This is a genomic window from Nocardioides sp. YIM B13467, from assembly GCF_042788075.1.
GTDB lineage: Bacteria > Actinomycetota > Actinomycetes > Propionibacteriales > Nocardioidaceae > Nocardioides.
Genome location: NZ_JBHZPJ010000040.1, coordinates 1 through 11,983 on the forward strand (window position 1 = coordinate 1; position 11,983 = coordinate 11,983).

At 67.4% G+C, this 11,983-nt stretch carries 14 protein-coding genes and 1 pseudogene; 8 read left to right on the top strand and 7 right to left on the bottom strand.

The window, feature by feature from the left end:
- Both ACFX43_RS07175 and ACFX43_RS07180 read left to right on the top strand, forming a co-directional pair.
- Positions 1–181: pseudogene (locus ACFX43_RS07175) on the top strand (HAD family hydrolase); the annotation flags it as partial.
- Positions 181–1,074 (top strand): aminotransferase class IV, encoded by an 894-nt coding sequence (locus tag ACFX43_RS07180; protein WP_378818787.1) that lies wholly within the window; start codon positions 181–183, stop codon positions 1,072–1,074. The pseudogene ACFX43_RS07175 and the gene ACFX43_RS07180, both read left to right, overlap by 1 nt.
- Positions 1,075–1,164: 90 nt before the next feature.
- On the opposite strand, the gene ACFX43_RS07185 is transcribed toward ACFX43_RS07180, so the two are convergent.
- Positions 1,165–1,929, bottom strand: a complete 765-nt coding sequence (locus tag ACFX43_RS07185; RefSeq protein ID WP_378818790.1) for an LLM class F420-dependent oxidoreductase — start codon at positions 1,927–1,929, stop codon at positions 1,165–1,167.
- Positions 1,930–2,032: 103 nt separating this feature from the next.
- Here ACFX43_RS07185 and ACFX43_RS07190 point away from each other — a divergent pair, with 103 nt between their 5' ends.
- Positions 2,033–3,316: a uracil-xanthine permease family protein gene (locus ACFX43_RS07190; RefSeq protein ID WP_378818793.1), complete on the top strand. Its 1,284-nt coding sequence runs from the start codon at positions 2,033–2,035 to the stop codon at positions 3,314–3,316.
- A gap of 6 nt (positions 3,317–3,322) precedes the next feature.
- Here the strand turns inward: ACFX43_RS07190 and ACFX43_RS07195 are convergent, their stop codons facing one another.
- From ACFX43_RS07195 to hemQ, 4 genes are all read right to left on the bottom strand, one after another.
- The gene (locus ACFX43_RS07195; protein ID WP_378818796.1) at positions 3,323–4,021 is read right to left on the bottom strand and encodes a hypothetical protein; all 699 of its coding nucleotides are present in this window, start codon (positions 4,019–4,021) and stop codon (positions 3,323–3,325) included.
- Positions 4,022–4,105: 84 nt separating this feature from the next.
- Positions 4,106–4,711 carry a Tox-REase-5 domain-containing protein gene (locus tag ACFX43_RS07200; protein ID WP_378818799.1) on the bottom strand — a complete coding sequence of 202 codons (606 nt, stop codon included), beginning with the start codon at positions 4,709–4,711 and terminating at the stop codon, positions 4,106–4,108.
- 9 nt (positions 4,712–4,720) lie between these two features.
- A complete protein-coding gene (locus tag ACFX43_RS07205; RefSeq protein WP_378818802.1) occupies positions 4,721–5,428 on the bottom strand; it encodes a hypothetical protein in 708 nt (235 codons plus the stop codon).
- A gap of 159 nt (positions 5,429–5,587) precedes the next feature.
- Positions 5,588–6,307, bottom strand: a complete 720-nt coding sequence (gene hemQ, locus ACFX43_RS07210) for a hydrogen peroxide-dependent heme synthase (protein WP_292650732.1) — start codon at positions 6,305–6,307, stop codon at positions 5,588–5,590.
- 71 nt (positions 6,308–6,378) lie between these two features.
- Between hemQ and ACFX43_RS07215 the strand changes: the two genes are divergently transcribed.
- The 5 genes from ACFX43_RS07215 (at position 6,379) to ACFX43_RS07235 (ending at position 10,286) form a co-directional block, all read left to right on the top strand.
- Positions 6,379–7,299: an alpha/beta hydrolase gene (locus ACFX43_RS07215; protein WP_378818806.1), complete on the top strand. Its 921-nt coding sequence runs from the start codon at positions 6,379–6,381 to the stop codon at positions 7,297–7,299.
- A gap of 196 nt (positions 7,300–7,495) precedes the next feature.
- On the top strand, positions 7,496–7,792 hold the full coding sequence (locus ACFX43_RS07220; protein WP_378818808.1) for a flagellar protein FlgN: 297 nt from the start codon (positions 7,496–7,498) through the stop codon (positions 7,790–7,792).
- A gap of 16 nt (positions 7,793–7,808) precedes the next feature.
- Positions 7,809–9,017, top strand: coding sequence for a hypothetical protein (locus tag ACFX43_RS07225; RefSeq protein WP_378818811.1), 1,209 nt, complete (start codon positions 7,809–7,811; stop codon positions 9,015–9,017).
- Positions 9,017–9,658 carry a hypothetical protein gene (locus ACFX43_RS07230; protein WP_378818814.1) on the top strand — a complete coding sequence of 214 codons (642 nt, stop codon included), beginning with the start codon at positions 9,017–9,019 and terminating at the stop codon, positions 9,656–9,658. The genes ACFX43_RS07225 and ACFX43_RS07230 overlap by 1 nt, the downstream gene beginning before the upstream one ends.
- Positions 9,651–10,286: a protein TPRXL gene (locus tag ACFX43_RS07235; protein ID WP_378818816.1), complete on the top strand. Its 636-nt coding sequence runs from the start codon at positions 9,651–9,653 to the stop codon at positions 10,284–10,286. Before ACFX43_RS07230 ends, ACFX43_RS07235 begins: the two co-directional genes overlap by 8 nt.
- A 3-nt stretch (positions 10,287–10,289) precedes the next feature.
- Here ACFX43_RS07235 and hemG read toward each other — a convergent pair whose 3' ends face one another.
- Both hemG and ACFX43_RS07245 read right to left on the bottom strand, forming a co-directional pair.
- Entirely contained in the window at positions 10,290–11,609 is a 1,320-nt protein-coding gene (gene hemG / locus ACFX43_RS07240) for a protoporphyrinogen oxidase (protein WP_378818819.1), read from the bottom strand.
- A gap of 59 nt (positions 11,610–11,668) precedes the next feature.
- On the bottom strand, positions 11,669–11,959 hold the full coding sequence (locus ACFX43_RS07245) for a ribosomal protein L7/L12 (protein ID WP_378818821.1): 291 nt from the start codon (positions 11,957–11,959) through the stop codon (positions 11,669–11,671).
- Between the last annotated feature and the right edge of the window lie 24 nt (positions 11,960–11,983).

Genomic DNA, 11,983 nt, shown 5'->3' on the forward strand with positions numbered 1-11,983 from the left:
CCGACGCGACTCCGACGGGGTGTGGTCCCCGCACTGGTATTCCGGGGTGTGGGCCTCGACCGGGTTCGCCGCCTCCTCCCCCGGCGCCGCAGACCCGCTGCCCGCGCGCCTGGCGCCGCTGCTGGAGCGCTGCCTGCCCTACTACGATCGCCTCGCCCCCTATGTCATGAAAGTTGACTGATGCTGCAGACCTACGACCCTCGCAACGACCACCTCCAGGTCTGGATCAACGGTGAGCTCAGCCACCGCCTGGAGGCGCGGATCTCGCCGTTCGACTCGCTCGCCCAGGGCGGCGACGGCGTCTGGGAGGGCCTGCGGCTCACCCAGGGACGCATCTTCAAGCTCGATGAGCACCTGCAGCGGCTGCGCCGCTCGGCGCGGGCTCTCGCCTTCTCGGACATCCCGTCGGACGCGTTCATGACCGAGGCGATCCGCGAGTGCCTGGCGGCCAACGAGATGCGCGACGACGTCCACATCCGGCTCACGCTCTCGCGCGGCGTCAAGGTCACCTCCGGCATGGACCCGCGGCTCAACCAGTCGGGTCCGACCCTGATCGTGCTTGCCGAGTTCAAGTCACCGGTCTACGACGACTCCGGGATCACGCTGATCACCGCGGCCCAGCGCCGCCCGCGCGCCGACATGCTCGACCCGAAGATCCATCACAACAACCTGATCCCCTCGATCCTGGCCAAGGTCGAGGCCAACAACGCGGGCGCCGACGACGCGCTGATGCTGGACGACGCCGGCTTCATCGCCGAGACCAACGCCACCCACTTCTTCCACGTACGCGACGGCGTGCTGCGCACCTCGACGACCCGTGCGTGCCCTGAGGGGATCACCCGCGCCACCGTCCTCGACCTCGCCGCCGACCTGGGCCTGCCTGTGGACGTCGGCGACTTCTCGCTCACCGACGCCCACACCGCCGACGAGGCTTTCGTCACCGGCACGATGGGCGGGCTCACCCCGGTGGTCTCCCTCGACGGCCGGCCGATCGAGCGCGGGCCGATGACGCAGCAGCTCTCGAAGGCGTACGCCGACCTGCAGGCGACGACGGGGACGGTCGTCGCGGACTGAATGCAGACCGAGGTAACTCGGTGAGCGCGCGCTTCCTTCGTGGAGTTCCACGCGGGAAGCGGCAGCTGACCGAGTTACCTCGGCAAACGGTCAGGCGCCGACCGAGTCACGCCAGGCGACCAGGTCCTCCAGCGGCTTGAGGTCGTAGTCAGGCCCGCCGACTCCGTAGGTGAACAGCCGGGCACCGGCGTCGTAGAGCGGCTTGGCGGCCTCCGCGCTGTTGGCTGCGGTCGAGATCTCGATCTCGTTCACGTCGCGGCCGATCGCCTCGCAGTGGCCGGCGAGCACGCCTCGCTTGCGCTCGAGAGTCGCCACGTCGGAGAAGGAGTGCCAGATGTCGGCATGCTTCGCGACGTACTTCAGGGTCTTCTTCTCCCCGCCGCCACCGATCATGACCGGGATCTTCCGGACGGGTGCGGGGTTGAGCTCGGACCAGCGCTTCTCGATGCGCGGGAGCGCCTCGCCGAGCGCGTCGAGGCGCGAGCCGGCGGTGCCGAAGTCGTAGCCGTACTCGGTGTAGTCCCTCTCGAACCAGCCCGAGCCGATCCCGAACACCAGCCGGCCGTCGGAGATGTGGTCGACGGTGCGGGCCATGTCGGCGAGCAGCTCGGGGTTGCGGTAGGAGTTGCAGGTCACCAGGCAGCCGATCTCGGCGCGGGTGGTCTGCTCGGCCCAGGCCGCGAGCATGGTCCAGGCCTCGAAGTGCTTGCCGTCGGGCTCACCGTAGAGCGGGTAGAAGTGGTCCCAGTTGAAGAGGATGTCGACGCCGATCTCCTCCGCGCGGCGGGCGGCATCGCGGATCTGGGCGTAGTCGGCGTGCTGGGGCTGGATCTGGACTCCGATTCGGATCGTCATGTGTCCAACCCTACGGATGGCCTGGCTTCCGTCCCCGCGCGAATCGGCCCTATCGTTCGGCGGGCGGCGAACCGCGCCGTACGAGAGCTGAAGAGGGTGCGAGATGCGACTCGGCTGGGATCTGCACGATGACGGCAAGAACGTACGCGAAGGGGCGATCGTCAAGCCCGGGGAGCGGTTGACCTGGCCCCGGACGATCGGCTTCGGCGGCCAGCACGTGGTCGCCATGTTCGGCGCCACGTTCCTGGTGCCGTTGCTGACCGGCTTCCCGCCGACCACGACGCTGTTCTTCTCCGGCCTCGGCACGCTGCTGTTCCTGCTCATCACGCGCAACCGGCTGCCCAGCTACCTCGGCTCCTCATTCGCCTTCATCGCGCCGATCGGTGCCGCGATGGGCGGCGACGGGATGGGGGCTGCGCTCTTCGGCATCCTGGTCACCGGTGCGCTGCTCGCGCTGGTCGGCGTGATCGTGATGGTCACCGGCACCGGCTGGATCGAGGCGCTGATGCCGCCGGTGGTGACCGGTGCGATCGTCGCGCTGATCGGTCTCAACCTGGCCTCGGCCGCTACCAACAACGTCGTCGGCGGCGACCCGGCCAACCCCGACAACGGTGCCGTTCTGGTCGCCGCGATCACGCTGGCCACCGTGCTCGTCGTCGCCGTCGCCTTCCGCGGCCTGATCGCCAGGCTCTCCATCCTGGTCGGCGTCGTCGTCGGCTACCTCGCCGCGCTGGTCATGGGCCAGATCGACACCTCGGCGTTCCAGGAAGCCGCCTGGTTCGGGCTCCCCGACTTCTCCACCCCGACCGTGTCCTGGTCGGTCGTGCCCATGTTCCTGCCGGTCGTGCTCGTCCTCGTCGCCGAGAACGTCGGCCACGTACGCAGCGTCGCCCACCTCGCCGGTGACGACACCATCAACCGCGAGACCGGCCGGGCACTGTTCGCCGACGGGCTCGCCACCACCATCGCCGGTGGCTTCGGCGGCTCGGCGACCACGACGTACGGCGAGAACATCGGCGTCATGACCGCGACCCGGGTCTTCTCGACCGCTGCGTACTGGGTCGCCGGCGTGGTGGCGATCCTGCTGTCGCTGTCTCCGAAGTTCGGGGCGCTCCTGAACACCATCCCTGCCGGCGTGCTCGGCGGGATCACCGTCGCGCTCTACGGCCTGATCGGACTGATCGGCATCCGGATCTGGCTGGACAACCGGGTCGACTTCGCCGACCCGGTCAACCAGTTCACCGCCGCCGTCGCCCTGGTCATCGGGATCGGCAACCTGACCCTGACCTTCGGCGACCTCACCTTCACCGGCATCGCGCTGGGCACCATCGCCGCGGTCGTGATCTACCACGGGATGAGCGCCCTGGCGCGCCTGCGGGGCCGCTGATCTAGCTCAGAGCTTGCTGCGCGTCGTCGGCGTCTCCGCGAAGGCCGCGCTCAGCTTCAGCACCTTGGCGAACTCGGTAGCTTTGGCCACTGTCAAGAAGCCGTCGTTCTCGCCGGATCCGATCAGAACCCCGCCGTTGTCGAGCTTCTGGAGATGCTTCTCCAACCCACCCGGGAGGGCCTGGGCGCGGCCCTCGGAGAGGTAGGTCACGAGGCCCATCTTCGGAATTGGCTTTCCGCGGGGCTGAACACCAGCGAGTTCCTTCATGAATGGCATCGTTGTGACGTCACCCCAGTCAGGATCCCACTCCGACACGATAACCCGCAGGACAGCAGCACCAAAGCGCTCCACCTCGGCGCCTCGAATCTTGAAAACGATGCTGTTCTTTACATTCTTGACGTCCGAGTGTCCACCCACGACCATACCGATGGATACGAACTCGAACTTCGTCGCTTTCCCGTCGTACGACTGACTTATACCGAGATGTGGCGCATCGATATTCTCCGCGAATGCCGCAGTCACAACTTGCCTGGCGACTGTTTGATCAGCCAGAGATTCACCCGGCAGTCGATGTGACGTCCACGTGATGCTCTCACCCAAGACACCGTCCAGTCGCGCGATAAACGCCACCAACTTGTCGGCGATCGTCTCGGGGGACTCCTGTCGAGGACCCCAGAATCCTCGTATGATCAGCTCGTCATTCACGCTCATCAGGCTATCACCACTCCTTGCTCTTCCGGGATCTCACCCGGGCCCGCCACTGCTACACCGCACGGCGACCCCGGGGCGCTACTCACCCTTCTTCTTCGGGATATCAGGCGATTTCCAGCCCTCCCAATCACTCCCCGGCGGAACGAAGTCCTGCTGGCGAGTCGATATATCCAGGTCGTACTCGAAGAACAGCTCGTCGGCTGCTTGCCTTGCACTCTCGTTTGAGAATACCCATTCGATGGGAGTTCCATCGGCCGCATCGACTTGGCGCTGAGCCTGATCAAGCCACTTCTCTTTCTGCGCGCCATTCAGGCTCCCCGACTCGTTGACCATGGCTCCGTAGCCGTGTTTTGTTTCTTGCAGCTTTTCGCCATCGAACCCGTCGAATTTGACCTCGTTGCCACGCGAGCCTTTGACGGCATATTCTGTCCCGTCGTCTCGACCAGTCACCTGCTTCTCGTACTCAGCGCCAAGTTTCTGCTGCTTGTACTTATGGTTCCGGTTAACAGACTTGAATTCACCAGGCCCCATCTCGCCGTCCAGATCACGACGAGCCTCCGCCTGCTTCCGGATGTCGTCGGCCACGTCGTCTGCGTTCTTCTTGAGCGAGTCTCCGACCTCGGTGAGGACCTCGCCCGCCTTCTCGAAGGCCTCCTTGGCGACGTCGCCGATCTGCTTGGCCATAGCTGTCTCCTAAGACGCGAAGAGGGGAAGGGCGGACACGTCGGCGGCGAAGGTCGCGCACAGGTCGTACTGGTCGGCGCCGCAGTCGCTGAGCGCCGTGGCGATCTGCTCCATCAGGTCGTAGCTGAGCTGAGTCCCCGTGGTCGCCTCTCCGTCGGTCACGATCGGAGCCTCTGCGATCGACATGGCGAGCTCGGTGATCGTTCCGGTCAGCGGCTCGATCACCATGCTCGCGACCTGGCCGATCACCTCGTCCATGGCGATGTCGGTGGCGATGTCGAGCGCCTTCTTCCGAGCGGCGATGATCGCTGCGTTGCCGAGCACGCTGAGGCCGCCGGTGACCACCGCGGTCGCAGCCGCCGCCGCGATCTGCGCGGCGGTGATCGTCAGCTCGGCGATCACCTTGACCTTCAGGCCGACGATCGCATCGGCGAGCATGTCGATCCCGTTCGCAACCTCCGGGAGCGCGTCGAGCACCGCGTCCATGTTGGCCGTGCGGTTATCGGTCCAGGCTCTGATCAGCGCATTCACCGACTGCGCCTTGGCACCGTCACCGAGCTCGTTGACCCGGATCTCCAGCTCATCGAGCGTGGTACGCAGGTCCGACTCCAGACCGCGCAGCAGCTGCGCGGCGTCGCGGACCGCATCTTCGTCGACGTTCGGCCATTCATAGCCGAGCAGGTCGAGAACGAAGTCCAACTCCCCAGGGATGGTCATCCCCACGTCTCTGCCCTCCCAAGGTCACGTGGATGTCTCAGCAGACGTGACGGGATCGGCACACGAACCCGAGCACGGCCACCGCGACGGGAAAGGTTAGTGGAGACGTACGCGGCCGGACAGGGAATTTCCGAGACGACCCGACCGGTCAGGCATGCGTCAGGGAAGGCGCTCCAGGAGATCGCCGATCTCGACGCGGGCGCCGGTGTAGAACGGCACCTCCTCGCGTACGTGACGACGGGTCTCGGAGCCGCGGAGGTGGCGCATCAGGTCGACGATGCGGGAGAGGTCGTCGGCCTCGAAGGCCAGCATCCACTCGTAGTCGCCGAGGGCGAAGGACGGGACGGTGTTGGCCCGCACGTCGGGGTAGTCGCGCGCCATCTGGCCGTGCTCGGCCAGCAGGCGGCGGCGCTCCTTGTCGTCGAGGAGATACCACTCGTAGGAACGGATGAACGGGTAGACCGCGACGTAGTCGTGAGTGCGCTCGTCGGCGAGGAACGCGGGCAGGTGGCTCCGGTTGAACTCGGCCGGGCGGTGCAGCGCCATCTGCGACCAGACCGGCACGAGCCGTCCACCGAAGGCGGTGCGGCGCAGGCGGTGGTAGGCCGACTGGAGCTTGTCGGAGGAGTCGGCGTGCAGCCAGAACATCACGTCGGCGTCGGCGCGCAGGCCGGCCACGTCGTAGGTGCCGCGCACCACGATGTCCTCGCCCGCGAGGGCGGCGAAGAGCTCCTCGACCTCGACCGCCTCGGCCTTGCGGTCGGCGTCGCCGAGGGTCTCCTCGAGGGAGAAGACCGACCACATCGTGTAGCGGATGGTGTCGTTGAGCTCGTTGATCTTGGCTGCGTTGGACTTGATGTCGGCCTGCGGGTCGGTCATGCCCCTATTTTGCGCTACGGCCGGTCGCCGATCCGCGCCGGGCTCCATCCTCCGGCCTCTATGGTGTGGGCATGCTGCCGCTGCGTACCCGCATCTTCGCCTTCCTCCAGGAGCGCCTGGTCAAGACACCGCTGAACGCCGAGGAGATGATCGCCCTGCGCGCCCAGCGCGAGGGGCTCCGCACCGGGCCGGTCACCGCGTTCCTCTTCGGCCGTCCCGCGGACGTCGAGATCAAGGAGACGTACGTCGACGGGCGCCGTTTCATGATCTACACGCCTCCTGGCGTCGGCGAGGCAGCGCCGGTCGTCATCAACTTCCACGGCGGCGGCTGGTGTCTCGGGACGCCGGAGCAGAGCGCGTGGGTCTCCTCGCACGTGGCCGCGGGGACCGGGTCGATCGTGATCGCGCCGTCCTACCGGCTGGCGCCGGAGCATCCGTTCCCGGCCGCGGTCGAGGACGCCTGGGCCACCGTGGAGTGGGTCGCGAAACACGCCGCTGACCTGGGTGGAGACCCGTCACGGATCGCAGTGATGGGCGACAGCGCCGGCGGCAACCTGGCGGCCGTGGTCTCGCTGATGGCGCGTGACGCGGGCGGTCCCGCCATCGGCGCGCAGGTGTTGATCTATCCGGCGGTGGAGATGTACGAGAAGTTCCCCTCCGAGGCGGCCAACGCCAACGGGCCCGTGCTCACCTCGACGCAGATGAGCACCTTCGGGCACCTCTACATGGGCGAGCGCTACGGGGACGAGTCCTGGCAGGCCTCTCCCCTGCGTGCCGCGTCGCACGCCGACCTGCCGCCGGCCTACATCATCACGGCGCTGCACGACCCGATCCGCGACCACGGCACGCGGTATGCGGAGGCGCTCCGTGCTGCCGGGACATCCGTCTCGCTCGTGGACTACGACACCGCGTTCCATGGGTTCATGTCGCTCCCCGGGGTCGCCCCGGCCGCACCTGAGGCTCTTGCCGGGATCGTCGAGTTCCTACGCTGAAATCATCAGCAGTTTTCTACATTCGATTGGGAGTTTGTTAACCCTCCGCGCCAGGCCGTGTTGTAACGTTCCACTCGGGTGTCCGTCGCCAGGTTGTCTCGGGATGTACGCCACCTCGATCCCCCCATTCGCCTGCGGCTGAGAGCGCTTTCGCGCCTCCTCGGCGAGCCTGCGCATACCGGAAGGGCGTAGCGACGTGCCAGACGTCTCCATCAAGATCGACACCCTCGATCAGACGGTCAAGAAGCTGGATTCGATCATCGACGAGTTCGACCACGCGGTCGGCAACTCCGACGCTCTCGAAGGCGCCATCGGGAACCCGTTCCGCCGCGGCGAGCTGCGCAGTCAGGCCGACGACTTCGAACAGCGCTGGGACATGAAGCGCAAGGATCTCAAGGACGAGCTCTCCGACGTGCGGGACCACATCAAAGGCGTAGTCGAGGGATTCCAGAACTGGGACAGCGAGACAGCTCTCCTGTTCCAGCAGAAATAGACGGATGGAGTGAGTCATGGATCAGTCACCGAAGGGTCGCGAGATCCAACCCCTCACCGGCGACTCGGCGGTGATCGTCGATCGCGGGAACAAGATCGAAGAGCTCGGGATCCAGATGTCCGACGCGGCAACCGTCCTCGAGCAGATCGCCACCGGCGAGCTGGCCGACGGCCAGATGCAGGGGAAGGCCGTCGCCGAACTCCAGGACAAGATCGGGTCCTCCTACGAGACGTTGCGGGAGGCCAGCGAGCTCTACACGCCCGTGGGGCCGCTGATCGCGGCGTACGGCACGAGCCTCGGGGAGCTCCAGGACAAGATGCGGCCGCTGGTCGACTCCTGCACGGACAAGTGGGCCGCCTATGAGGCGCTACCAGGAGACCGCGAGGAGGACGACGCCGAGGGCCAGGCCAAGGAGGCCGCGTACAACGAGTGGCACGACGATGCCGAGAGCTGGGACGCCCACTACGACACCTGGGACGAAGCCTACGATCTCGCGGTCAACGGCATCGGCAACGAGATGGCCGGCAGCATCAAGGACGGCTTCTGGGAGATCTTCGGCTTCCTGATCAACATCCTCGAGGCCATCGCGATGGTCTTCATGATCGCCGGGCTCTTCCTCGGTGGCATCGTCGCCGTCATCGGATTCGCCCTCGGCGCCTTGGTGCTGATCGGCAAGATCGTCCAGGCGTCAGCCGGCAAATGCGAGGTGACAGACGTGCTCTTAGCGGTTCTCGCGGTGCTCCCCTTCGGAAAGCTCGGCCAGATCGGGAAGGCTTGGACAGCGATGGGGAAGGGTGCCGCCTCCGGCGGGAAGACCGCCGGCGCGGCCGGACGAGGCTACGGAAACTTTGCTCTGAAACGAGCGGCGCCGCTGAACCCGCCTCCCGTGAACGTCACGTTCGGCGCCAAGTTCAAGACCGCACTCTCCATCTCCACCGGCTTCAGGGAGGTCCCCCGGACCAGGGCCGCTTGGATGGCCAACCCGTTCAAGCCCCCCAAGGACATTCCCGTGGGCATCATGAGCGGCTCCGACATCGCTACCGGGATGGCCATCTACGGGGGGATACGCACGGGGACCTGGGGCCAAAAGGTCGGGGCTGGCTTCGACGGGCTCAGCGGCCTGGGGAAGTGGGCAGGCGAGTGGTACGGCACCACCTCGACGAGCCAGGCGCTGAACGAGCGGCGCACCCATGACCAGCAGAGCGCACAGCCCTCGGAGGGATGATGCCGGAGACATGGCAAGCTGAGATCGCCCAACCGTCGGAGCGATGGATCTGGGTCCCGAACGCGGGCGAGCTCGACGCCGCGGGTGCGGAGAGGTGGGTCGAGGACGTGCTCGCCACGCTCCGCGACACCTGGGACGGCGAGTGGACCGACGAGGTCGACCCCGACGCGCGTGCCCTGCTCGCGCACCACCTCGCCAGCGACCTCCACCCCGGGACGCTGGCCTCGATGCTCCACTGGCCGCTGCCCGCGCCCGTCGTCAGCCGGGTGCGGGTCGTACTCGGGGGCGGCGAGCCGACCTCGCCCGAGGAGTGGCGGCAGCAGGGCTTCGACGTCGATGAGTACGTTGGGGCCGCTCTCGGTCCCGGACTGAGATGTCTCGCGTCCAGGACCGGAGAGGTCGACGGTGAGACCGTCGAGTTCCTCACCGGCATCTTCGTCTTCTCGACGCAGGAGATCAGCGTGATGGTCGTGGTCGAGGCAGGCGCACCCGAGATCTTCGGTCTCACCATCGCGGACATGCCGCTCTTCCTCGCCGAGCTCGAGGTCGAACGCCCCGATGGCACCCCGTTCTCGGCAGAGCCGATCCCCGGCATGCCGAGCGACCCGTTCGACGTATGGGAGGACTCGTCCTTTGTCTGAGGCAGCACCCGCCCCGCAGTCCTCGCTACGCGAGCTGATGGGTGGCACCAAAGAGCCCGAGTTCGAGCTGAGGCTCCTCCCCGGCTGGGAACGTCACTCGCCGGACGAGGTCGACCGGGCCGCGATGGACGCGGCGTTGAAGAAGCGCTTCATGAGCATCAACAGGCCCGAGCTCCACGCCTCCATGCGTGCGCAGCTCGATCAGGCGTACGCGCTCATGAAGCAGCATCAGGTCAAGGCCTACTTCGCCGCCACCGCCGAGACCGACAGCCTCGCCATCATTCCCGGCGCGATCGTCGCGACGACGTTCCACGCCCACAGCGGCGGGACCCTCGACACCCACGTCGCCGCGATCATCCGTGACCACGGAGCCAAGCCGTTGTTCGGCGACAAGCGGTTCATCCGGTACGAGCGCGAGTCGATCAAGACCGCCGAGGGCGACGAGGCCGTGGTCGCGACGTCGATCGTCTACATGACCCCTATCCCGGGCTCGAAGCGGCGTCGGGGGCTCCAGCTGACGGCAACGCTCGCCCGACCGTTGGACATGGCGGCGACCGACGAGAAGTTCGTGGCGTGGAAGCTGGCTCTGGACGTCTGTGTCTCGACGCTGCGGTGGGTGCCGGCCTGAGGTTCAGCTGATGTCCGCAGCGGCTCGGTGGGCCGAGGCGATCGTCGCGGGGATCCCGACGCCGTCGTAGGAGGCCCCGGCGAGGGCGAGTCCGGGGACACCGCGGAGTCCTTGCCGGATCCGGACGACTCGGTCGAGGTGGCCGACGGGATACTGCGGGAGCGCGTCGGTCCAGCGCTGGACGTGCACGTCGGTCGGCGTCGCGGTAACGCCGGCGATCTCGGCCAGGGCCGCCAGGGAGTCGGCGACGAGCCGGTCGTCGTCGTCCGAGGGTGGCTCGCCGTGGCGGCCGATGGACGTACGCAGGTAGTTGCCACGCTCCCCCACCCACGCCCACTTGGCGAAGGAGAAGGTGGACGCCTTGATCGCACACTCCTCGACCGGCGGGACGAGGAACCCGGACCTGCCGGACAGCTTCGCGGGGAGGTCAGGGAAGGCGAAGGTCACCACCGCGACGCTCGCGGTCTCGATCCCGGACAGCTCGCGCGCGACCGCCGGGGCGGTCGAGCGGAGCAGTTTGGCAGCCACCGGAGCGGGGGTCGCGACCACGACGGCGTCGGCGGCCTCGACCTCACCACCGGTCTCGATCAGGCTGTGCTCGACCAAGAAGCCCTGCGGAGTGCGCGTGACCGCGTCGACCGGGGTGTCGAGCCGGATGTCCAGTCCCTCGGCGAGGGTCTCGGGCAACCGCGACATCCCGCCGTCGATCCCGGCGAAGACCGGGACGTCCGAGCTCGGCAGCGCCGCGGCGGCCTCCAGCAGCGACCCCTTCTCGGCGAGCATGAACAGCTGCGGGGCGGCCGCCTTCACCGAGATCCGGCGGGCATGACCGGCGTAGACCCCGGCCAGCAGCGGGTCCGCCAGCCGGTCGGCCGTCTCGTCCCCGAAACGGGACGCGATGAAGTCACCGACCGAGATGTCCTCGTCCGTCTTCGCAGGTGGGAGCGTGGGTTCGCGGCGTACGACCTCCAGGGTCTCCTCCGAGAGCAGACCCGAGGACTCGAGCGCGGCCAGGTCGAGGGGCACGCCCATGATCGACCGCGGGATCGGCCGCAGCGCGCCGCGCGACCAGATCGACGACTTCGCGTCGGTCGGGTGGACCACGTCGAGGCCGATCTCCCGGGCCAGCGACACGCCCTCCGGCCGGCGGTTGAGCATCGCCTCGGCGCCGACGTCGACCGTCTGCCCGGCGACGGACTCCCCGCGGATCTTTCCACCGACCCGGTCGGATGCCTCCAGCACCGTGACCCGGTGGCCCTTCAGGGACAGATCGCGGGCCGCGGTCAGTCCGGCGATCCCTGCTCCGACGACGATGACACGCACAGGGTCAGTCTCCCATCCGCCCCTGAGGCGATGCTGGCGAGGTTGGCGAGGTGGGCTGGTCAGGTGAGCTGCTCGACCGCTCGCTTGGCCTCGGCCAGCCCGGCGCCGGTCGCCTCCCGATAGACCTTGATCGCCTCGATCTTCTTGCCCGAGCGCACCAGCGCGACGACCTCGTCCTGGCGCGGCACCGGCGGCTCCTCCAGCCCCGCGTGCGTCAGGAGCAGGTCGACCTTGTCCTCGAGCCTGTTCAGCCGGCGAGTGAGCTCCGTCCGCGTCTTGCTCGCCGACGACTCGATCACGAAGTAGAGCAGGGTCAGACCGACGAGGGCTACGACTCCGAAGGTATCCACAGCCGCACCCTAGTGGGGAGGGGG

Bases quoted from the DNA above. Each gene is read 5' to 3' on its own strand.
- ACFX43_RS07180 (WP_378818787.1), top strand. From the start codon at position 181: ATGCTGCAGACCTACGACCCTCGCAACGACCACCTCCAGGTCTGGATC.
- ACFX43_RS07185 (WP_378818790.1), bottom strand. From the start codon at position 1,929: ATGACGATCCGAATCGGAGTCCAGATCCAGCCCCAGCACGCCGACTAC.
- ACFX43_RS07190 (WP_378818793.1), top strand. From the start codon at position 2,033: ATGCGACTCGGCTGGGATCTGCACGATGACGGCAAGAACGTACGCGAA.
- ACFX43_RS07200 (WP_378818799.1), bottom strand. From the start codon at position 4,711: ATGGCCAAGCAGATCGGCGACGTCGCCAAGGAGGCCTTCGAGAAGGCG.
- ACFX43_RS07205 (WP_378818802.1), bottom strand. From the start codon at position 5,428: ATGACCATCCCTGGGGAGTTGGACTTCGTTCTCGACCTGCTCGGCTAT.
- hemQ (WP_292650732.1), bottom strand. From the start codon at position 6,307: ATGACCGACCCGCAGGCCGACATCAAGTCCAACGCAGCCAAGATCAAC.
- ACFX43_RS07215 (WP_378818806.1), top strand. From the start codon at position 6,379: ATGCTGCCGCTGCGTACCCGCATCTTCGCCTTCCTCCAGGAGCGCCTG.
- ACFX43_RS07225 (WP_378818811.1), top strand. From the start codon at position 7,809: ATGGATCAGTCACCGAAGGGTCGCGAGATCCAACCCCTCACCGGCGAC.
- ACFX43_RS07230 (WP_378818814.1), top strand. From the start codon at position 9,017: ATGCCGGAGACATGGCAAGCTGAGATCGCCCAACCGTCGGAGCGATGG.